At 54.5% G+C, this 21593-nt stretch carries 21 protein-coding genes and 1 pseudogene; 8 read left to right on the top strand and 14 right to left on the bottom strand.

Annotated elements, in window-relative coordinates:
* The first annotated feature begins 68 nt into the window (after positions 1 to 68).
* Together nfsB and A4S02_RS02100 are read left to right on the top strand one after the other, a co-directional pair.
* Positions 69 to 719 (top strand): oxygen-insensitive NAD(P)H nitroreductase, encoded by a 651-nt coding sequence (gene nfsB / locus A4S02_RS02105; RefSeq protein ID WP_070322805.1) that lies wholly within the window; start codon positions 69 to 71, stop codon positions 717 to 719.
* A 244-nt stretch (positions 720 to 963) separates the two neighbouring features.
* Entirely contained in the window at positions 964 to 1317 is a 354-nt protein-coding gene (locus tag A4S02_RS02100; RefSeq protein WP_019089658.1) for a hypothetical protein, read from the top strand.
* Positions 1318 to 1327: 10 nt separating this feature from the next.
* Here the strand turns inward: A4S02_RS02100 and A4S02_RS02095 are convergent, their stop codons facing one another.
* The 5 genes from A4S02_RS02095 to A4S02_RS02075 form a co-directional block, all read right to left on the bottom strand.
* On the bottom strand, positions 1328 to 1963 hold the full coding sequence (locus A4S02_RS02095) for a LysE family translocator (RefSeq protein ID WP_070322804.1): 636 nt from the start codon (positions 1961 to 1963) through the stop codon (positions 1328 to 1330).
* A 142-nt stretch (positions 1964 to 2105) separates the two neighbouring features.
* On the bottom strand, positions 2106 to 2627 hold the full coding sequence (locus tag A4S02_RS02090) for a DUF4232 domain-containing protein (RefSeq protein WP_070322803.1): 522 nt from the start codon (positions 2625 to 2627) through the stop codon (positions 2106 to 2108).
* A 106-nt stretch (positions 2628 to 2733) separates the two neighbouring features.
* Complete coding sequence (locus A4S02_RS02085; protein WP_070322802.1) at positions 2734 to 3618, bottom strand: S-methyl-5'-thioadenosine phosphorylase; 885 nt, start codon at positions 3616 to 3618, stop codon at positions 2734 to 2736.
* Positions 3605 to 4396, bottom strand: a complete 792-nt coding sequence (locus A4S02_RS02080) for a cytochrome c1 (RefSeq protein WP_070322801.1) — start codon at positions 4394 to 4396, stop codon at positions 3605 to 3607. The genes A4S02_RS02085 and A4S02_RS02080 overlap by 14 nt, the downstream gene beginning before the upstream one ends.
* The gene (locus A4S02_RS02075; RefSeq protein WP_070322800.1) at positions 4393 to 5616 is read right to left on the bottom strand and encodes a cytochrome b; all 1224 of its coding nucleotides are present in this window, start codon (positions 5614 to 5616) and stop codon (positions 4393 to 4395) included. Before A4S02_RS02075 ends, A4S02_RS02080 begins: the two co-directional genes overlap by 4 nt.
* Positions 5617 to 5754: 138 nt before the next feature.
* Between A4S02_RS02075 and hemF the strand changes: the two genes are divergently transcribed.
* Positions 5755 to 6669, top strand: a complete 915-nt coding sequence (hemF, locus tag A4S02_RS02070; RefSeq protein ID WP_070322799.1) for an oxygen-dependent coproporphyrinogen oxidase — start codon at positions 5755 to 5757, stop codon at positions 6667 to 6669.
* Between the two features lie 10 nt (positions 6670 to 6679).
* On the top strand, positions 6680 to 7894 hold the full coding sequence (locus A4S02_RS02065; RefSeq protein ID WP_070322798.1) for a hypothetical protein: 1215 nt from the start codon (positions 6680 to 6682) through the stop codon (positions 7892 to 7894).
* On the opposite strand, the gene A4S02_RS02060 is transcribed toward A4S02_RS02065, so the two are convergent.
* The 4 genes from A4S02_RS02060 to A4S02_RS02045 form a co-directional block, all read right to left on the bottom strand.
* Positions 7874 to 8506: a Smr/MutS family protein gene (locus A4S02_RS02060; protein WP_070322797.1), complete on the bottom strand. Its 633-nt coding sequence runs from the start codon at positions 8504 to 8506 to the stop codon at positions 7874 to 7876. The two genes, A4S02_RS02065 and A4S02_RS02060, sit on opposite strands and share 21 nt — an antisense overlap.
* A gap of 135 nt (positions 8507 to 8641) precedes the next feature.
* On the bottom strand, positions 8642 to 10069 hold the full coding sequence (locus A4S02_RS02055) for a cytochrome-c peroxidase (protein ID WP_070322796.1): 1428 nt from the start codon (positions 10067 to 10069) through the stop codon (positions 8642 to 8644).
* A gap of 134 nt (positions 10070 to 10203) precedes the next feature.
* Positions 10204 to 11061, bottom strand: coding sequence for a DNA-methyltransferase (locus tag A4S02_RS02050; protein WP_019089668.1), 858 nt, complete (start codon positions 11059 to 11061; stop codon positions 10204 to 10206).
* Positions 11058 to 11738 (bottom strand): Tim44/TimA family putative adaptor protein, encoded by a 681-nt coding sequence (locus A4S02_RS02045; protein WP_070322795.1) that lies wholly within the window; start codon positions 11736 to 11738, stop codon positions 11058 to 11060. Before A4S02_RS02045 ends, A4S02_RS02050 begins: the two co-directional genes overlap by 4 nt.
* A gap of 46 nt (positions 11739 to 11784) precedes the next feature.
* Here A4S02_RS02045 and A4S02_RS02040 point away from each other — a divergent pair.
* Both A4S02_RS02040 and secB read left to right on the top strand, forming a co-directional pair.
* A pseudogene (locus A4S02_RS02040) lies at positions 11785 to 12416 on the top strand (histidine phosphatase family protein).
* Between the two features lie 126 nt (positions 12417 to 12542).
* Entirely contained in the window at positions 12543 to 13040 is a 498-nt protein-coding gene (gene secB, locus A4S02_RS02035) for a protein-export chaperone SecB (protein ID WP_003628317.1), read from the top strand.
* A gap of 62 nt (positions 13041 to 13102) precedes the next feature.
* Here secB and A4S02_RS02030 read toward each other — a convergent pair whose 3' ends face one another.
* On the bottom strand, positions 13103 to 13831 hold the full coding sequence (locus A4S02_RS02030; protein WP_070322794.1) for a uroporphyrinogen-III synthase: 729 nt from the start codon (positions 13829 to 13831) through the stop codon (positions 13103 to 13105).
* Positions 13832 to 13840: 9 nt separating this feature from the next.
* Positions 13841 to 14914 carry a hydroxymethylbilane synthase gene (gene hemC, locus A4S02_RS02025; protein ID WP_019089673.1) on the bottom strand — a complete coding sequence of 358 codons (1074 nt, stop codon included), beginning with the start codon at positions 14912 to 14914 and terminating at the stop codon, positions 13841 to 13843.
* A 145-nt stretch (positions 14915 to 15059) separates the two neighbouring features.
* Between hemC and tsaD the strand changes: the two genes are divergently transcribed.
* Complete coding sequence (gene tsaD / locus A4S02_RS02020) at positions 15060 to 16166, top strand: tRNA (adenosine(37)-N6)-threonylcarbamoyltransferase complex transferase subunit TsaD (protein ID WP_070322793.1); 1107 nt, start codon at positions 15060 to 15062, stop codon at positions 16164 to 16166.
* A complete protein-coding gene (locus A4S02_RS02015) occupies positions 16163 to 16984 on the top strand; it encodes a 23S rRNA (adenine(2030)-N(6))-methyltransferase RlmJ (RefSeq protein WP_070322792.1) in 822 nt (273 codons plus the stop codon). The genes tsaD and A4S02_RS02015 overlap by 4 nt, the downstream gene beginning before the upstream one ends.
* Before the next feature lie 14 nt (positions 16985 to 16998).
* Here A4S02_RS02015 and A4S02_RS02010 read toward each other — a convergent pair whose 3' ends face one another.
* From A4S02_RS02010 to A4S02_RS02000, 3 genes are read right to left on the bottom strand one after another with little or no spacing between them, the layout of a single operon-like run.
* Positions 16999 to 17736 carry a MarC family protein gene (locus tag A4S02_RS02010; protein ID WP_003628324.1) on the bottom strand — a complete coding sequence of 246 codons (738 nt, stop codon included), beginning with the start codon at positions 17734 to 17736 and terminating at the stop codon, positions 16999 to 17001.
* Between the two features lie 57 nt (positions 17737 to 17793).
* Positions 17794 to 19881 carry a lysylphosphatidylglycerol synthase domain-containing protein gene (locus tag A4S02_RS02005; RefSeq protein WP_070322791.1) on the bottom strand — a complete coding sequence of 696 codons (2088 nt, stop codon included), beginning with the start codon at positions 19879 to 19881 and terminating at the stop codon, positions 17794 to 17796.
* A gap of 20 nt (positions 19882 to 19901) precedes the next feature.
* Entirely contained in the window at positions 19902 to 21527 is a 1626-nt protein-coding gene (locus A4S02_RS02000; protein ID WP_070322790.1) for a lysine--tRNA ligase, read from the bottom strand.
* Between the last annotated feature and the right edge of the window lie 66 nt (positions 21528 to 21593).

The following is a 21593-nucleotide window of genomic DNA, read 5'->3' as shown; positions in this document are numbered from 1 at the left end:
CCGTGACCTTTTACGGTTACGAAGTTACGCTTACCCTCACCCTGTTATAAAAGCTGAGGAGAACAGCCGTGACGCTTCTTGAAACTCTTACCCACCGGCATACCACCAAAGCTTATGATAAAACTCGCAAAATTCCGGCAGATATTTTTGCCCAGTTACTGGAAGCACTGCGCTACAGCCCTTCTTCCGTAAACTCTCAACCTTGGCACTTTTTTGTTGCTGATAATGATGAAGGCAAAGCCCGCATTGCCAAAGCCACTAGCGGCCCGTTTGCGTTTAATGCACCACGCGTTATGGATGCCTCGCATGTTATTGTGCTGAGTTCCCGCACCACCATGCCAGCCGAATATCTCCAGACCATCACCGATCAGGAACAAATAGACGGGCGCTATGCAGATGATGCCACCAAAGAGTCCATTACCAAAGGGCGGAATATCTTTGTAGGATTGCACCAAAAGGAAGGCGATCTTACTGCATGGACACAAAAACAGACCTACATTGCGCAAGGCTTTCTTCTGCTTTCAGCCGCACTTCTTGGGGTGGATGCAACACCTATGGAAGGGTTTGATGGCGCCATTTTGGATCAAGAGCTGGGCCTGAAAGAAAAAGGGCTTACCTCGGCTGTTATTGTCTCACTCGGTTATCATTCCGATGCAGATTTCAACGCCAAGCTGCCCAAATCTCGCTTGCCAGAAAAAGCCCTGTTCACACATCTTTAAAAAATCATGGCGGATAGGCCTGCCACATACAGGCCTATCCGCTGCATTTATTTGTGTTCCTGCCTCCCAAGCATACTGCAAACAAAAAATTTCAAGTATTTTCCTGTAGATACATAGAAAATAATTTGTCACAGAGGGAAAAAACATCCCCTCGCCCCTCCGTAGCATGCAACTTCAAGCAGAATTGTGGCGTTACTTATGCACAATTGCATGATCTCAAGAACATGTAAGGGGAAAATATGAAATGTGCACAGAGGAACGAAGATACATTCTGATATGGGTATCTGGTGCTTTTTTAATGGCACTTTCATTACCCATAACCTTAATGGTGATTATTAAGGATGCCATGCTGCGCGCGAACATACCGGTGCATGATCCGCACAGTATAAGCTGGCTGAAGCCTGTATGGGATGCTTTGCCCGATACCCGATCATGGGCTGTTTACAGCACATCTGCCTTGGTGATGCTTACCCTTGTAGGGTTTGTTATTGGGTGCGCGCTTATGGCTGTTGCTTTCCGGCATTTAATTGCCATGCAGCAGAAAACCAAGGAATCCCGTTTTCAGAAAAACATGCAAAAACTCCGAAAGTTTTCCTAATCTCCCTTCATTAGCCGCTTATAACAAGCCGTATGGCAAAGATAACAAAAACCAAAGCCGTTAACCCATCCAGAACACGAATAACAACCGGGTTGGCAAGAAAGCGGCTAAAGAAAAGTGCCGTAAAGGCCAATATAAAATACCAAGCCAGTGTCAAAATTGCCTGCACTACGGTGAGCAAAAGGGCATATGTTACGGCATTAACATCTGGGGGAATAAACTGCGGAAAGGCTGTAAGATCAAACACCCCAACAAGCGGATTTAGAATTGTGGTGAACATTCCACGCTGAAAGCCAGACCAAAACGCCTTGGGGGCCTGATTTTCGGAATCTGTTTCTGTCTCTGGTGTGGAACGCAGAACATTTACCATCAACCGAAAAGCCAGAGAGAGCAAATAACCCGCGCAGGCCCATTCCAACACCAGATACAATGTGTGAGATGCCGCAATAAGTGCACTTAGCCCAAATGCCGTGCCAATACCCCATAAGGTTAGGCCACTGGCAATGCCCAGCACTGCATCAATAGCAGTTGTGCGCCCGACACTAATGCTCAGCCGAATAATAAGGGCTGTTTCTGTGCCCGGTGTTAAAACAAGAACACCCCATGCAGCAGCAAACGCCAGCACAGGAAGGAAAACATGCGGCATAACTATCCGGCTCTCCGGTTAAAGGTTTGGAAGCGTCCTAAAGGAGAAATCGGAAAAGGTGAACAGGCTGCAATAAAAAACAGTACACCCTTGATGCCGCTGCAATACTCACAGCGTTTGATTTTGAATACGCTTTGCGTTTTTAACGTGGTACCGGCTGTAATTGTCCTTGCTCAAACGTAAGCGGAGTTTGGGCTGGCCCGCATAAAGTGCGTGCTGGAAAATTAACGTGCACATCACCTAAAGGGAACTTCAATACAACACGATTGGGGGAAACGCATTGCCCTCCATCATACACATTTCCAGAAACCCAATACATGCTGGCCCGCCACTGTGCATGGGGTTTGAGTATTGTTTGATCCGGCTGTTGGTTAGGGGCAGGTTGTGCTGGCTTACCCGTTGCCAAAACATGGGCCTGTGTATCTTCAAGCCGCACAACCGGCAATGCAGGCACAGCACAGCGCGTAGCACTGTGGTTGCTAAGAACAACCCATGCCCCACTGTGGGACATGCCATCAAACTCACCTTGCCCATTATCAAAATGCACAGATAAATCAGCCGGTTTGCAAGACTTTACAACCCGATACGCCTGCGCTGCATGCACGTCCCCCACAAGCAGGCACATTGTAAGCAAAGAGACCGATATTCCGGCTGATTTTATCATGTAACGCAGCCTTTCGGTTTTTAAGGCAGGGCTTTTAAGAACGCCTTAAAAACCGAAAGGCATGAAGCACCAAAAACCCGATGCCTCATGCCTTATTTTTACATTTTTACAGAACGCGGCCTGCAATGGTTTTCAGCTTTGCCACCAGTTCTGGATCACGCACAGAGGGTGCCGTCATAATAGCATGTTCCAGTGCATGATCGCAGCCTGCGCTACAGCTATGGCGCTTGCCACCCAAAGCGGGAATAGCCGCTTTAATCAGCGCTTTGGCGTTGGCGGAATTGGCCTGCATGGTTTTTACAACGCTATCTACGGTTACGTTGTCGTGCTCCGTATGCCAGCAATCATAATCTGTCACCATAGCCACTGTGGCGTAACAGATTTCGGCTTCACGCGCCAAGCTGGCTTCTGGCATGTTGGTCATACCAATAACGGAGCAACCCCAGCTCCGGTACAATTCGCTTTCTGCGCGCGTTGAAAACTGCGGACCTTCCATAACCAGATAGGTGCCACCACGTACAGCGGTAATGCCCAGCTTGTCTGCTTGCGCCTTCAGCACATCACCCACGCGGTTACACAGCGGGTCTGCCATGGAAATATGCGCAACGCAGCCTGTATCAAAAAAGCTTTTTGTACGCGCAATGGTGCGATCAATAAATTGATCAATCACCACAAAATGCCCCGGTGGCAGTTCTTCTTTTAAAGACCCCACAGCAGAAAGCGAGACAATATCTGTTACGCCAGAAATCTTCATGGCGGCAATATTGGCCCGATAGTTCAGGCGTGAAGGCGGAATGGGGTGCCCACGGCCATGGCGCGGCAGAAACACACAGCGCACACCATCCAGCCGCCCGAAAAGAAGCTGATCAGAAGGCAGGCCCCAAGGCGTTTCTACCGTGCGCCATTCCTTTTCTTCCAACCCGTCAATATCATACAGACCAGACCCGCCTATCAGGCCAATAACGGGTTCCACAGTTTCATTTTCTGACATGCGACCAGAGTCTCCGGTTTAAAATCACAAACAACACGGCAAGGAAGCACAGATACAAACCTGCACCTATGCCAACACGGCGGCGGGTATCCTGATGCGGTGCAGAAACCCACGCAAGAAAAGTGGTAACATCCCGCGCTTCCTGCGTAACGGTTGCGGGGGTGTCATCTGCATATTTTACCGCGCCTTCTCGCAAAGGCGGCGGCATGGCGGTGTAATGGCCAATAGCAAAGGAATTGGCAAACCCTTTACCCAGCACGCGTGCTGCATCGGGCTTATAACCGGTTAACAGTGCAAAAAGCCTGTCTGCCCCACCGGGGTAAACCTGCACAATGCGCGAAAGATCAGGCGGTACCACGCCCCCATTGGCCGCACGCGCAGCCTCCGGCCCGGAATAGGAGGAAAAAAGTGCATCATCTGGCCGGGCATTACGGTGCTTTAGCCGCCCTTCGGCATCCAGCCCATCTGCCACTTGCCATGTTGCGGCAACGGCCCCCACTTCTTCCAGTGTTAAGCCCATATCTGTGAGATCGGAAAAACGCACTTCCGACAAACTATGGCAGGAGCCACATATGCCCGCAAACACAGCGTATCCGCGCTGAACAGATGGCAGATCAAAATGCCCCAACGGCCCTTTGAAAGACCAATCCTGCACAGGCGCGCTAACGGGTTGTGCATGTGCGGGCCGCGCAATGTTTAGCCCCAGCGCTATGGCGCCTAAAAGCAGCATCCCTCCGGCATGGAACCAAAGTGTGGGGCGTATTTTCTGTACTGTCATGCTCCCTTCCCCTCAAAACGGGTGCGTAAGGGCAGAAAAACCAGAAAATACAGATAATAAACCAAACATGCAGCCTGTCCGGCCAAAAGCCACCCACCTTGAGCATGATGCACCCCTGCCGCTGCGGCAGTAATGGCAGCCCCTAGGCACGCCAGCAGTGCCCCGGCATCTGCCAACTGTGCCAAGCCGCTATTTGCTGTGCGCATGCCTTTATCCAGCCACGGCACTGCAAACAACACGGCCACCGCGCCACCAGAAACAAGCAGCCCCCAGAATTTGGAAGGCACAACCTGCAACATTCCGTAAAAGGGCAGGAAATACCATTCGGGTTCAATATCAGCAGGCGTATGCAATGGGTTGGCTGGGCGATAATTGGCTGGCTCTGTTATCAGCCCCGGCCAAAAGCACATCACGGCTACAAAACCTAAGGCCATAACCAATACGGCCAGAATATCCCGCGTGGTAAAATACGGATAAAATGGAAGATATTTCCGGCGTGTTTCGGGTTGCACAGAAGGGCTGGAACTGCCTTTTACATGCACAACAGCAACATGCACCAAAACCAGCCCGATAATAACAAACGCCAGCAGAAAGTGTAGGGTAAGCATACGGTGCAGCGTAGGTGTGCCTGGGCTTTCCCCCCCCAGAAAAACCTGCTCCAACCCGTGCCCCACAAATGGCACAGCCCCTACAGCCTTGGCAGCAACATCTGCCCCCCAGTAAGACATCTGACCCCAAGGCAGCACATAGCCTGCAAAAGCTGTTACCATCACCAACACCAGCAAGCCGCAGCCACTTAACCATACACCGCGCCGTGGGGGCAGATAGGTGCGGTAATACAACCCGCGCAATAAATGCACATACAGGGCCGCCATAAAAAACGAGGCTCCTGTCATATGCATGGCACGCAGCAGCCAGCCAGAGGGCATGCGGCGCTCAATGGTCTCAACTAATCCAAACGCAAGCGAGGCATCTGGTGTGTAAGCCAATGTAAGGGTTAGCCCCGATAACAGCATAAGCACCAGAACAGCCACCAGCATGGCGCCAATGGTCCACCACCAGTTCAGGTCTGCGGGCAAAGGCAGGCGGCCATAATGCCCTGTATAAGCACGTGCCTGCTGTAAAAAGGAATGTGCTTCCTTTTCTGCCTGCTCCGTATGGCGGGCCGGTGTTGCTGCCATCTTGCCCTTTTCTCCCCTCACGCCACTTATAAGGTGCATGTTTCTGTCCTGTGCAGATCTGCTGTTGGTTTAACGATGTTCGGGTTCATCTTGCAATGATGCGCCGGAAAGCGCACCCCTTGAAAGCCTGTAAGCAGATGGCAGCTTCAGGCAAGGACGATGAGGAAAAGACAGTTCATGACGCCCACCAACACCGCTGATGTTTCTGCCCACCAAGCCCTTAGGGAACCTGCCCGCCAATGGTTTGAAAGCCTGCGTGACAAAATTTGCGCCGCTTTTGAAGCCATTGAGGATGATGCTGTAAAACAGAACAGCCCTATTCTGCCCGGCCATGAAGCCGCAGGCCGTTTTAAGCGCAAAAGCTGGAACCGCTTGAACGAAGATGGCAGCCCCGGCGGCGGCGGTGTGATGAGCGTGATGCATGGCCGTGTTTTTGAAAAAGTGGGCGTAAACGTTTCCACCGTGCAGGGTACTTTTACACCGGAATTTGCCGCCACCATTCCCGGCGCATCAGAAGATCCGCATTTTTTTGCCACAGGTATCAGTCTGGTGGCGCATATGTGCAGCCCGCTTGTACCTGCCGCGCATTTTAACACCCGCATGATTATTACCACCAAAGGCTGGTTTGGCGGCGGTGGGGATATTACTCCCATGTTCCCCGCCAGTGCAGAAGCACAGGATGATGCCGCACGCTTTCATGCCGCCTTTGCGCAGGCCTGCAACGCGCATGACCCGGAATATTATCCGCGCTTCAAGGCATGGTGTGACAAATACTTCTACCTTCCCCATCGCAATGAACCCCGTGGCTTGGGCGGTATTTTTTATGATCGGCTGAACAGTGGTGACGTGCAGGAAGACTTTGCCTTTACAAAAGATGTTGGCTTGGCTTTTTTGAACGCATTTCCCGAAATCATCCGCAGCCGCATGATGGAACCTTGGACACCGGAACAGCGCGATGCCCAGCTTATCCGCCGTGGCCGGTATGTAGAATTCAATCTGCTGCACGACAGAGGCACGTTGTTTGGCCTAAAAACCGGAGGCCATACCGAAGCCATTCTGATGAGCATGCCGCCCGAAGTAAAATGGCCGTAATAAAACACGCGTGATTCTTCCCTCATATGCGCTTAATATGGGGAAGGAACAGAAAGAGGATCTCCCGCGCTTGCCCCACGCTGATCAGCCCCGGCTTTTTGTGATGCCTGAACGGCAGTTTTCGCGCCGTGTGTTCCTCAACACTCTGCTTGGTGGTGCTGCCGCCATTGTGGCGGGTGCGCACACGGCACGCGCGGAGGATTCTCTTGCCACCAATGCAGATGGCGGATCTGCGCTTATTATTGGTGGCACCACTTCTTCAGAATGTGGGCACTGGGCCAGTTTGCTGGCTCCTGCTCTGGAAGAAGAACTTCATCTTAGCCCCCCTTTGCAACTTACCCCCACAACCGGGTGGGATGGTATAACCGGGGCCAATCTGTTTGATACCCAACAACAATCTGCCCCCGACCCTATTGGGCTGATGGTGCCCGGCACGGCCATATTGTCCGCCATGCTGGGTGGGCCGTGCATTCATTTTGATTACCGGCGTTGGGCCCCTGTGTTTCTGGTGGCACAACCTAGCGTAGCTGTGGGGCGCGTAAGCCTGCATCAGTCTTTCCGCGCACGCCTGACCGGGCAGCTTACACGCGTTGCTGTTTCCAAACTGACAGGGCCGGAGCTGACCACCGTTCTGGCAATAGACATGCTGGGCCTGCGCCCGCAGCCCGTGGCCGGACATGCCACGCCAGAAGCCGCAATGTCCACTTTGCAGGCAGGCCAGACCGACGTGATCCAACTGCCGCTAGATGCCAGCTACCCTAGCCGTATCACCACATTACAGGCTGCGGGTTTTGCTCCCCTGTTTGTCAATAACGCGCGGCCGGATATGCAAATCCATCAGCCCAATCTACCGCCCGATCTGCTGGCTGTGCTGCAACAGGAACATAAATATTCCCAACCTGCGTTTCTGCTACCTGCTTGGGGTGCCATTGCCGCAGCATGCAGCTTACGCGCAGGGCTTGTGCTGCCTGCCCTTACACAACCCGATAGCATTGCCCGCTGGCGCCATGCGGCTGAAGTATGCGCAAACCGTCCGGCCATTCAAAAGGCCGCGTTGGCAGAAAACCAGACCATTCTGGCAGGCACGGCAGGCACACCGTTTTATGAAACGCTCATGCCCGAGCCGCATGTGCTGATGGCACTACGCCGCTGGTTTGCCCAAAGCCTGCCCCACTGGCGCGATGCCACGCCTCCGGCCCTGCTCTCAACGCCGCCGACGGAGTAATACGCGAACAGACCCTCTGTTACCTGCATGAGGGTATGTAAGCCCCAGAATACGGCGGCGGATTTCTGGCCTTTCCAGCCAATGGGGCAGTTCACGCCGCAAAATACCGCCTTCCTGCCCTGTGCCTAGGCCGGTAATAATTTCCACACAACGCAGGCCCCGATGGGTGGCGACATCCATAAACTCCATCAACCGATGGAAGGCTTCCTGCGCCACCATACCATGCAGGTCTAAGCGTCGCTCTACCTTAAAGCTACCTTGGGTAAAGCGCCGCCAACTGTAATCATCCACACCGGGCTGGCGTTTGCCTATGGTTTCTACCGGGCGCGGCCCCTGCTGCACGCGCAAGCCCGCAACAGGGGCGCGTGGGGCCGTAAAGCCGTAATTGGCCGCTGCCATACTGCTTTCACCGCCTGATGAAGACGCCATAAGCCCACTGGCCTGAGACTTTTTGCCCACCTTGGCCTGTGCGCGTGGAATAGCCTGTGACTCTGGCTCATTCTGCGCAGCGGGTGGCACAAGTTCGGCCACATGCAGGGGGGCAACATCCCGCACAACCAGCGCCCATAGCGCCTTTTCCCCCTCCTGCAAGTGCCGCCGACGCCTGTTCACATCACCCTCTACGTTTCATGCCCTAAAACCAAAAATGGCCCGTCAGGCTTGGTTATCACCTGCCTGCGGGCCATCTTTCAAGAAAAGAAAAAAACAGCCCCCATTTGGAAGGCTGCTTTTTTTACACCAAATTTACTATTTGGCGGCCGGGTTACTGTTGGTTAGCAGCTTGCCTTCGTAACGCCCTGTCAGCGTTTTCAGGAAAGCTACAATGTCCGCCACATCCTGATCAGAGATGTTCTGATCCGGGGTTTGGTAACGGGCCATTTTGCGCACAGCCTCATCCAGCGTTTTTACGCTGCCATCATGGAAGTATGGGCCTGTCAGCTCAACATTGCGCAGGTTAGGCACAACAAAGCGGTTCATGTCACTCGCTTCATGCGTCACCGCGTAACGGCCTTGATCTGCGTCTGTCAGCTTGCCACCACGGTCTTTAAAGTAATCCCCTTCAAGACCCATGATTTCCATACCACGGCCACCTGCGCCAATGCCGGTATGACAACCAGAGCAACCAATGGCCTTAAAGCGTTCATACCCACGTTTGGCCTGCTCACTAATGGCATCTGGCTTGCCTTTGAGGTATTCATCAAAAGCACCATTTGGCGTGATCAACGTTTTTTCAAACTCTCCAATAGCCGTGGTGATGGTTTTTTCATCCACCTGAGCATCTGGGCCAAATGCAGCCTGAAACAGCGGTGCGTATTCCGGGTTGGCATTCAGCTTGTTAGCCACTTCCTCCCAGTTATGAGAACCCATTTCCACCGGATTCATCACAGGGCCAGCGGCCTGATCTGCCAGCGTGGTGGCACGGGCGTTCCAGAACTGCGCCATCTTGAAGTAGGCATCATACACTGTAGGCGTGTTGATGGGGCCTTTCTGCCCACCAATGCCGGTGGCCGTAACCAGATTATCCACTCCGCCGGTATCCAGCCCGTGGCAGCTTGCACAGTTGAGCGTATTATCGCCCGACAGGCTCTTATCAAAGAACAGCTTGCGCCCCAGCGTCCATTTGGCCGGATCAGCTTCCATGCTTTCTGGCACAGGGCGAATAGGCTCTGCTGCAAACTGCGCTGCCGCACCTGTGTTGTTGTAGTTTTTGCGGCGCGTATCCTGCACCCACTTCAACACAGCTTCACGCTCTGCGTTAGACAGATGGGCGTGCCAGTGCATCATCAGATACAGGTTTGGCGGCATACGGTTTTGCGTAATCACTTCCTCAATGCGGGAAAGCTGTTCTTCCGTAGGGGCCGTGCCCTGTTCAAACGCATCCAGCACCGGTTCTACACGGAAATGACGCAGCCCGTTGGCGCGGTCTTTTTCCATAAGCGTTTTGGCAACCGGCACGCGGAAGTAAAACGGCAGATCACGCTGTTCGGCATGACAGTAATCACACCGTGCCTCACGCAAGGCATTAAAGGCCGCCAATGCCACAGGATCTTTCAGCGTGGGGGAAGATGCTGGTAATTCTGGTGCTGTAATATGGTCAAAATGCTGCAGATAAGCGACTGTTCCACCATAAGCCAGCAGAGCTGCACCCACTGCTGACACAACTAATCGTTTCAAAACCCGGTCTCCTAATTTCTACGCCTTGATTGAATAGCTTTTATGCGCTGTTACCTGCATTGTGTTTGATACATATCAATATGTCCAAACGATTGTTTTTATTTTAATAATTGAATTTTTCGATGATCAGGCGTTCAGGACGCCAGATCATCTTTCAAACGGGCACGAGCAATGGCCACGTATTCGGGGTCCAGCTCCATGCCTAGCCCGTAACAGCCAAGCCTTTGGGCAGCTAACAGCGTGGTGCCTGTACCCATAAATGGATCAAGCACGCGCGCCCCTTCACGCCCATGCAGCAGAATGCACTGTTCAGGCAGCGCTACAGGAAATGTGCCGGGATGATCAAACTTTTCCGCCCGGCCCCGCACGGTTTCATACGGAATAAACCATGTATCACCCCGACAGCGCCTATCCTGCCGATGGCCACGGCGGGCGATGTTGGATTTATCCTTATACGGCACCCCGGCGCGTAGCCGATCAAGCCGCACATCTCCATGCAGTGTGAAGTGAAAAACATGCTCATGCCCGCGGTGCAGAAAGCGCTGGCTGTTCATGGGTTTGAAGTGCCCGAAGCTATCTTCCCCCACAGAAATGGATTTCACCCACGAGATATGATTTTGCAGCACAAACAAATCACGCAGCCGCACCGCCAGCTCAAACGGCAACCAAGGCTGTGCGGATGAGCCGGAAATATTTAGGAAGAATGAGCCATCATCCTTAAGGATACGCTGTAATTGCTGCGCAACCTCTAACATCCAATCCAGATAATCCTCTTCCTCCCGCCTGTCTGGATAACTGCGGTAGGAGAGACCGATATTATAGGGGGGAGACGTAACAACCACATCCACCGATTCCGCCGGCACGCGCTTGAGCGCACGCAGGCAATCACCCATCACTATTTCCTGTTGCCCAATTTTATAACGGCGGGCACGTGGTGGTTTGGTGTGGGTGGTGTTGGCGCGGGATGTCCCGTTACCTTTGGCAGCTTTCACGCACTACGCGCCGCCGCAAGGCGCCATGTGCTGCCGTTAACATCCAGCAGACGCTCAAAAGTCCACAAATCGGAAAACTCGGTTACGGCATCCGTGCCTGTTACTGGCTGGCCTTCCTTGTTCAGCACAAGGCTGATCTGGTCAGAAACAATCCGCACATCAATAGCTGCTGCCGTACCGGCTTCCATGGATGCAATACGCACATCCTCAATGGCCAAAGACCGAATGGCCTTTACATCTGTGCGCTGTATTTCTTCTGCATTGGTGCGGGCTGTAATGCCTGCTTCAAATGCAGAGAGCACAGCAGGTGTCAGATACGTTTTCAGCACATCCACATTGCCTTGCGCATAGGCACCAACCACCTGTGCAAACGCAATTTGCGCACCGTTCAGAAACTGCTGGGGCGTAAAGGAAGGATCTTTCTGCCGAATATCTGCCAGTAATATGCCCACACGTGTGCCCGGCGCAGGAATATCAAATTCCGCCGCAGCTTCGGCCTGCTCTGGCTTGCCTTCCACAACTCTGGGCGCTGCATCCGGCCGAACCTGAAGCTGCACCTGTACCGGCTGAATACCCACGCGCTTGCCCAGCACGCTACGCAACCGCAGCACCAGAAATGCCGCAACCAGAGCCAGAAGCACCAGATCGACCGGGAAATGGCCGAGAGAAAAATCCATCTGTCTTACGTCCACCAAAAACCTTGCGCCTGTTCTGCCACAGCATATGAAACAGAACAGGAGAATCGCGTGTTACTTATCACATAGTCACGCGCATGGGGGGATACAATCACCTACCCTCTTGCTAAAGGGGCATTATGCTTCCTACCTTGCGGGTATCATGATCATCCTGCGACACTGCGAAAGCGAATTCAACCGCCATTACAACCTTCATGGGGGAGACCCCGGGTTGGAAGACCCGCATCTTTCTGCTGAGGGCAAGGCCCACGCGCAGGAACTGGCCCTGAAACTGGCCGATAGGGGAATCCGGCGCATACTGGTTTCTCCGTTCACACGTGCGCTGCAAACCGCCACACCTTTGGCGCAACGCTTGGGCATTACCCCACAAATTATGCCGCTTGTGCGTGAACGCGGCATGTATTCATGCGATAAAGGTACACCTGCCTCTGTTTTGGCATCCGCATGGCCGCATCTGGATTTTGCCCACATAGATGAGCACTGGTGGTCTCCGTTGCCGGAAAGCAGTGCAGTCTGGAAAACCGGGCACAACAGTTCCGCCAGATCATGGTGCAGGATGCCAAAGCATCCGAAACACTTGTGGTCTCTCACTGGTGGTTTTTGCTGAGCCTGACAGGAGAGAGTTTTGAAAATGGAGACTGGCAGCATTTTTCACCCTGAGCACGCATAAAAAGGCGCACACACAGCCCAGATACCCTGCCAAACGTGCCGCTTGCGGTTGGCGGATGCCTGCGGGCATGCTACCACGAAGGGTATCCAAAGTTGAAGCTGACGAAAGCAGAACCGATGTCTGAAACAGAACAGAGTGCCCCACCCGCACTGCCGCTTGCCGTTAATTTGCAGTACACCCGCGATCTGTCGTTTGAAGTGCCGGTTGGTGCAGAAATTTTTGCCACCCTGCGCAGCCAGCCCCAGATTGGCGTGAACATTGATGTGCAGGCCAACCGCCTGCAGGATGACCAGATGGTTTACGAGGTTGTTCTGTCCATTAAGGCAGAAGCCAAGGAAGCCCCGGAAAAGGAAGGTGGCCCCGCTGGCCGCACTGTGTTCCTGACCGAGCTGGTTTACGCTGCTGTGGTAACCCTGACGAACCCGCCGCAGGAACTGATTGAACCGATCCTGCTGGTTGAAGTGCCGCGCCTGATCTTCCCCTACGCACGTAACATCATCAGCGATGTAACGCGTGACGGCGGCTTCCCGCCCATCGTGCTGCAGCCGATCGACTTTGTGGCTCTGTGGCAGGCTCGCCGCGCAGAATTCCCCGAAGCAGCAGGCCACGCATAATCGCGTTGTCCTTGTTGTAAGGGCTACAAAAGGCCTTCGCACTTACGGGTGCGGAGGTTTTTTTATGCGTGGTATGGCCCCAGAGCCTCCATAACCGCTGCGGCGGATACATGCTTTGCAACGCGTATGTTCTGCCAACCAGCAGCACGCAACACTTGAGCAACACGGCCAGATATTACCACGGCACTTGCCTGCGCAGCTAACAGCTTCTGTTCTGCCTCAGGTAAAGCCGCAAACCAACCGGCTGCACTTTCTGCCGAAAAAAACAGAACCACCGCCACCTTGGCGGCCTGAATGGCGGTGCATGTTTGCGCGTTTATTTGCTGGATCGGTTTAGCCGCATAAACAACCCGGCGCACAACCTTAAACCCCGCCTGCCTACACCAAGCCGCAAGTTCTACCCCCTGCCCGGCCCCAGAGCATAGCAATAGGCTGCCTCGTTCTGGCTGTTGGTGAATTTGTAAAAGCGAGACAAGCGCACGGGCATCACCATCCGCGCTTTTAACGTGCGTAAATCCGGCATCCCGCGCCCGTTGGGCTGTGCGATCCCCTACCGCGTAAACCGGTATATCCAGCGCTTTGGCCGGCTGTGCCGCTGCAACCACAGCAGAAACAGCCTGCCCACTGGTAAGCAATATAGCTGCGGGTAATTTTTGCGGCAGATGCAACGTATGCCGCTGCACAACCAATGCGGGTGAGGCCAATGGCAGCCAGCCTGCATCTGCAACGGCTGCCATTGTTTCACTCAGCCCCGGTTCCGGGCGCGTGACAATCACGCTGCGCGGATGCATGGCCTTACCTCAGTTTTCCTCAAAAATATCAGACGGGCTGTCTTTACGCAGGCTTTCACCTAGTTCCTTACCTAGTCTTGCAGCATCTTCCGGCATACCTGTGATGCTACGCTTTAATAGGAAGGACCCATCTTCACGCGCAACAAGGCCCGTAAGATGCAGCTTGGGATCTTTCCCAGCCTCGGCAGGAAGAAGCTGCGCATAACCACCAATAGGTGTACGGCAAGACCCATCCAGCTCCGCCAACAGGGAACGTTCCGCCGTGGCGACGGCACGGGCTTCGTAATCTTCAATCGCAGACAGCAGTTCGCGCAGTTCAATATCATCTTCGCGCACGGTTACGCCCACAATGCCCTGCCCTGCGGCTGGCACCATAACTGTGGGGTCCAGCACAATGCTGGCACGTTCTGCCATACCAAGGCGCTTAAGCCCGGCAAGAGCCAACAGCGTAGCCTGACACTGATGGGCAGCGAGTTTATCGAGTCGGGTCTGCACATTGCCGCGTAGCAGGCCAAATTGCAGATCTGGCCGCACATGCAGCATCTGCGCCTGCCGGCGTACGGATGCGCAGCCTACAAGCGCACCCTCTGGCAGGGCGGAATACGGATCATCCGGATCGGACTGCGCAAGGCCGGGGCTAAGGATCAGGGCATCACGCGCATCTTCCCGCTTAAGCGTGCAGGCCAGCACAAGGCCGGGGGGCAACGTGGTTTCCAGATCCTTGAGGCTGTGCACGGCAAAATCAATCCGCCCATCGGCTAGGGCTTCATGAATTTCCTTTGCAAACAGGCCTTTACCACCAATTTCGGCCAAACGCCGATTTTGCACCTGATCACCCGTAGTGTTAATCTGGTGTTCCTGAAACGCACCCATATCCCGCAAGACGGGGCAGAAGCGTGTCAGTGTGGTAAGGAAGGCGCGCGTTTGCACCAGCGCGAGGGGCGAACCCCGCGTGCCAACACGCAAAGGCAGGGTGCGGCGCCCAGAATGGCCACTTGCCTTTTTCTGGCGGGCCGCCGCTTCCGCCGCAAGTTCCTGCAACGCAGGAGAAGGGGCGGATGAGGAAGGGTAGGCTGAATCCATAAGAGTGTCTATTACCGGGAGTAGAGAAAGGACAAGAAGTGATGATGCCCGGCTGGTCTGAAAAACTTGCGCGACCGAAAAAACATTCCGCCCCCGTCCATCTATTGCGTTGCCGTAAGGATGCGCCGTTTTGCATGATGCGTCCATGAACGAAACCGCACAAAACCGCAGGCCAGATGGCCCAATACTGGCCATTGAATCTTCTTGCGATGAAACCGCATGCGCCATTCTGGCCCCCGATGGCACGGTGCTGGCACAGCGTGTTATTTCTCAGGACGGGCATGCAGATTTTGGCGGCGTGGTGCCAGAAATTGCCGCCCGCGCCCATTTGGCCCTACTGCCGAATCTGGTTAAGGCCACTTTGCAAGATGCCAACATCGCTCCGGCGACTCTGTCTTTCATTGCTGCCAGCACCGGGCCGGGCCTTATTGGCGGGCTGATTGTAGGCAGTGGTTTTGCCAAGGGGCTGGCTTTGGCGCTGGGCATTCCATTTGTGGCGGTCAACCATGTAGAAGCCCATGCTCTCACGGCCCGTCTACCCGGTATTGTGCCAGATGGCGCGCCCTTCCCCTACCTGCTGCTGCTGGTTTCTGGCGGCCATTGCCAGTGCATTGCTGTGGAAGGCGTAGGCCATTACCGTAAACTGGGTGGCACGATTGATGATGCCGCCGGTGAAGCGTTTGATAAGGTTGCCAAAATGCTGGGTCTGGGTTGGCCCGGCGGCCCGGAGCTGGAAAAACTGGCGCGTAAGGGCAACCCCAAGGCCATTTCCCTTCCCCGTCCGCTCTGGCGGCGTGAAGGCTGCGATTTTTCTTTTTCTGGCCTGAAAACCGCCATCTCCCAAAAGCTTGCACCTTTTGGCAAGGAACCTCTGCCCCGCCAGTTTGCAGCAGATCTAGCTGCCTCTTTTCAACAGGCCGTGGCCGATGTGGTGACCAACCGCATTGAACACGCGCTGGATATGATGCCTGAAGCCAAACTTCTGGTAGCCGCTGGTGGCGTGGCCGCAAATACAGTTTTGCGTGCCGCTTTGGAAAAAACAGCCGCACAACGCGGCCTGCGCTTTGCTGCGCCTCCTTTGCGCCTGTGCACGGATAACGCAGTTATGGTGGGGTGGGCAGCCTTGGAAACATGGCAGGAAGCCGCAAAGCGTAATCTGCCCCCCATAAACGATAACGCCCTACGCCCTCGCCCGCGCTGGCCACTGGAAGATATGGCCAGCCGTTTTGAAGCAGAAACACCCTCAGCATGAACTATCGCCACGCCTACCACGCCGGCAACTTTGCCGACTGCATGAAGCACACCCTACTTGTCACCCTGCTGCAAAGTTTTTTGCGCAAACCCGCGCCTTTTATGGTGCTGGACACGCACGCCGGTATCGGCCGGTATGATCTGCACAGCCCTGAAGCCGAAAAAACGCAGGAATGGCAAGATGGCATTGGCAAACTGTGGGCTGAAGGAGCCTCCAGCCCGCTGGCGGATTGGCTGGAACAAGTCAAAAAAACGGGCGGCCCGGAGTTTTACCCCGGTTCTCCACTCATTATTGCGCAGATGCTGCGGGCGCAGGATTCGTTAATCTGCTGTGAAAAACACCCGGAAGATAAACGCAGCCTCTACCGGCTATTTACCAACACTCCCAATGTAACGGTGCATGAGCGAGATGCTTATGAGGCCCTGCGCGCGCTGCTACCCCCCAAAACCGCCAAGCGCGGGCTTATCCTGATTGACCCACCATTTGAAGAACCGGGGGAATTCGACCGTCTTGCCCAAGCTGTGCAAACCATTCAGGCCCGCTTTGCCAATGCGATTATTGCCATTTGGTACCCCATCAAGCACCGCACACCGGTTCGGATTTTTCATGAAACATTAATGGGCACCGGTATCCGCAATATCTGCGTGGCAGAACTGCTTATGCGCCCACCATACAATCCAGAGCAGCTTAACGGCGCGGGCTTACTTGTTATCCGTCCGCCTTTTGGTTTTGCAGAAAAAGCAAACACACAGCTTGAACGGCTACAACACGTGCTGGGCGCGCATGAAAGCTGCGTCACCCAGCTTGTAGAGGAATAACGCCCTTACCTGCGTTATGCGTGTAATTTTATGGCAAGCAGGTGCCGCCACATATCCGTGGCAAAGCCCTGCACGCCTGCAGCCAAAATCTGCACGCCAATGCACAGCAGCACCAGCGCTGCCATACGGCTGACAATGCGCGTGCCGGTAACACCCAGCATAGATACCAGCTTATCTGCGCCAGAATAAGCCGCCCATACAATAGCCACTACGCACACACCTGCCAGCGTGGTGCCAATGGTGTAAGCCCAGAAAGGCTCATCTGCCGGGCAGCCAGAACCAAGGGCAATGGCCACGGCAATTGTGCCCGGCCCCACTGTAAATGGCATGGCAAGCGGGAAAAACGCAGCATCTGCCCAGTTAGGGGCCATAACCGTACGGCCACCCTGTAGAGCCTGTTTTTCCTTTTGTGCTTCAACCGTTTCTGGGCTTTGCAGCAGATCCCACGCACGCACAGCCACAACCAGCCCACCCGCAACACGTAGCGCATTTACGGTAATACCGAAAAACGCCAGCACCATACTGCCCAGCCAAAGCGAGGCCATGATGAGGCAGAGGGAATAAAAAGACACCAGCCGCGCCAATGCCATAATTTCAGTTTGCGAGCGGCCTGCTGTTGCCTGCGCAAAAATAAGCGCAGCCCCAAACGGGTTTACGATGGAAAATAGCGCAGGAAACGCCAGCAGAAACGAGGAAATTGAAGATGTAAATGCTGTTGCCGTTAACAGCATTGCGGGAAAATGAGCTGACATAACCCCTCACCGTTCTGTCCGAGGCATCCGCCCTCTACCCGAGGAAACACCGTTTAATCACGAAAAATCTGATGGCACCAAATTGCCCACACCACCCTTGTACGTTTTAACAAAGCGTGATGCCTGCGCAATATCGTCCGCTGGATAGCAGAAATGAAATCCACTGCCATCATTAAGTGCCCATACACTCAGCCCGATATCATCGTAAATACGCAGGAAGTCATCCCCCACATGCCAAAACACAGGTTTTAGCCCTTCCTGCAAGGCAAGATCACGCATTTTCCAGATAGCAGAAATACTATCCGCTTCCTCCCCTGCTGGGTCTCCAAATGCCACCAGATAAGCATCGCGCCGATGCAGTGGCAACATGGCCTCACCGGCTTCACCTGTCACATAGCCATAGGGCTGAAATGCCTGAATATCCGGCAGGGCGTGATTCAGATTTTTGTAATGAGTGTAAGCATCTTCATCCCACTTCCGCACGGCAATACGCCCCGGCCACATCAGCCGCGCCACAACAAACAGCGCCAAGCCCACAGAAAGCGCAATTGTCCACCGCACCGAGCCACGGGCATGTGTGGCCAGCATCATCTGCCACCAACTGCCAGATGTATCATGGCGTGTGGCCAGCGCGATCACACAGCCAAACAGAAGCAGTAGAGAAAGCAAGGTGCCCGTGGAAAGAGGTTCGCTCAAAAGCCGTGCATGCCGGTAGTAGCAGGAGCGGAACGGCGCAATAAACAGCGCAGAAAGACCCAGCATAACCGGCACAAAAAATGTATTGCCCCGCAAAAATGTCAGCACGGTTGCGGTAAGCAGCAAATAAAGCGCCCCCCGCCATGCCAACGTAACCCGCTGGGAAAGCCCAATAGCCAAGCTGATAAGCACCACCCCCATGAGGGAAAGCACATAGTTGCCGCCCACACGGGCCATTGTCAGCAGGCTTTCTGGCACCATGGCAAATTTGGGCACGGGGTCCAGCATTACCAAACAGATCAGCATAACCCCGCACAGTGAAACCGTGCCTGTTGCCACGGCAACAGAAAAAGCGGCTTCACTTTCCCGCACCACTTGGCTGGGCCTGCGCTGCGCAGGTGCAGGGGCTGCGGCAGCATCCGGGTTATTTTGTATCTTGCGGTTTTTCTTTTCTGCCAGAGCGGCATCACCACGCAAAAACAGCTCGTGCCCGGCAAACATGATCCCCGCCAGAAACAGCGGAATGATGTAATAGAAAAGCCGAAAAATCAGCACCATGCCCAAAATCTGCGGCGCTGGCATATAGGGGCCTAAAGCCAACAGCATGGCGCCATCAAACACACCAAGGCCACCCGGCACACTGGCCACCAGCCCGGCAGTATAAGACGCAATGTAAATGGCCAGAAAAGAGCCAAAATCCACCCCGGCACTGGGGGGAAGCAGCACAAAAGCAATGCTGGCCGTGGCCGCAACTTCTGCCGTGGCCACCAGTGTTTGCATAATGGCCATACGGGGGGATGGCAGTTCCACCACCCATTTACGGAAGCGGAATTCCCGCACCTTAAACGCCAGCCCGATATAAGCGGCCACACCGCACCACATCAACGCGCCAATAACCGCCAGCACAGATGCGGGCACGCGGTGGCCAATGCCCGGCAACACCGTGGGTTCCCAGATCAGCACGGCACCTATCAGCACTGCAGCACCCAACAGATAGGTGGCGGAGCAGAAGGCTATAATCTGGGCTATGGCAAAGGAATTAACACCCCAGTTGCGATAAAGCCGATACCGCACTGCTGCGCCAGATACAGCAGAAAATCCCAAATTATGTGAAAGCACGTAGGAACAGAACGCCGCAAAAGCCGCCCGCCGGAACGGCAGCTTACTATACCCCACCTGAATGACGGCAAGCCGATCATAAAAGGACAGAATAAAGTAAGAGAGCAGCGTGCAGCCTACCGCCATCCACATCTGCCGGGCCGGAATGGCCTCCATGGCGTGGCGAATGTCTGAAATGCGCAGATGCCGCAGCTCGTGCTGCACCACCACAATGGCGGCCACCATAAGCAGCAAGCCAAGAATGTGCGGCAAATGCTTGAGCCACTTTTTCCATCCCCCTCCGCCCGGAAGCGAAGAAGGGGGAGCTGGTGGGGGTGAGGTCTGCGTCATGTAACTTGCGGTGCTATATTTTAAACCTGCGTCTCACGCAGGAGGGCTGTATCTATCAAGGCCACAGTTTCTGCCACGCCATACAGCGCAACAAAGCCACCAAAGCGCGGCCCTTCCTTCTGGCCCAGCAAAACTTCATACAAACAGGTAAACCAGCTACGCAGCGGTTCAAACGCGTGGCGCTTGCCTACTTCGAACACCAGATTCTGCAAGGTGGCAGCATCTGCGGCTTCACCTTCATAGCCACGCAGGCATTCTGCCAGGTCACTCAGGGCAGCGCGTTCCTGTTCGGTTGGCGCACGGAAGGTTTTGGCCGGGCGCACGAAATCTGCGTAATACGCTACAGCATGTTTAACCAAACCCGCCAGCATAGGGTGTGTTTCGGGCGAAACGGCAGCATCGTACCGACGGATAAAGCCCCATAGCACTTCTGGCGTTTCTGCATTGGCAACGCTGGCAAGGTTCAGCAGCATGCTAAACGGTACCGGGCTGCCTGCATCTGCTGGGATTTGGCCCTTATGGATAAACCATGCCGGATTGGCGCGCAGGTCATTCCCCTTAGGGTTTTCGGCCTGCAACACCTTAGCCTTATCAACATGCGTCAGATATTCATCCGCTGTTTTGGGAATAACATCAAAATACAACCGCTTGGCGCGCTGCGGCTGATTAAACATGAACTGCCCAAGGCTTTCCGGCGGGGCATAACGCAGCCATTCTTCAACAGAAAGCCCGTTGCCCTTGGATTTGGAAATCTTCTGGCCTTTTTCATCCAGAAATAGCTCATACGTCAGCCCTGCTGGCGGTGTGCCACCCAGAATCTTACAAATACGGCCAGAAAGCCGCACGCTGTCTATCAGATCCTTGCCAGACATTTCATAATCAACGCCCAGCGCATACCAACGCATGGCCCAATCGGCCTTCCACTGCATTTTAGCATGGCCACCGGTTACGGGTGTTTCAAACACCTCACCGTTAGAAGGATCTGTCCAACGCACAGTGCCTGCTGCGGCATCTATGGCGTCCATCTTCACCTGCATTACCTCACCCGTACGGGGATGAAGCGGCAGAACGGGGGAATAAGTGGCGCGGCGGTCTGCCCCCAAAGTGGACAGAATAACCTTTAGAATCTCATCATGCACTTCCAGCACGCGGCGGAGTGCGGCATCAAACCGGCCAGAAGTGTAATACTGGGTGGAAGACGCAAATTCGTATTCAAAGCCGAAGCTGTCCAGAAACGCGCACAGGCGGGCGTTGTTATGTGCTGCAAACGATTCGTGCGTGCCGAACGGATCTGGCACGCGAGAAAGTGGCTGACCGATATATTTTTCCAGCATATCTCGCTGGGGCACGTTATCGGGCACCTTGCGCAGAGCATCCATATCATCGGAAAAAGCCAACAGGCGCGAGGGGCGGCCTGTGAGGGCTGTATAGGCCTGCCGCACCCAGGATGTGCGGGCAACCTCACCAAACGTGCCGATATGCGGCAGACCGGAAGGGCCATAGCCCGTTTCCAGCAGCGCTGGGCGTGCATCGTCCTCACCGTTGGTGGTGCTCCGCACACCAACATGATCGGCTAGTTTACGCGCCTCCTCAAAAGGCCAGGCACGCGGAAGATCGGAAACGGGAACAGATCGGCTTTCTGACATGGCAGGAAGCTATGAACTGGACACGCTGCGGTCAATCCAAAAACGCGCAGCACAGGATGGATAGAG

Source organism: Acetobacter ascendens (assembly GCF_001766235.1).
Classification (GTDB): domain Bacteria; phylum Pseudomonadota; class Alphaproteobacteria; order Acetobacterales; family Acetobacteraceae; genus Acetobacter; species Acetobacter ascendens.
This window is presented reverse-complemented; position numbering and strand designations above follow the sequence as displayed.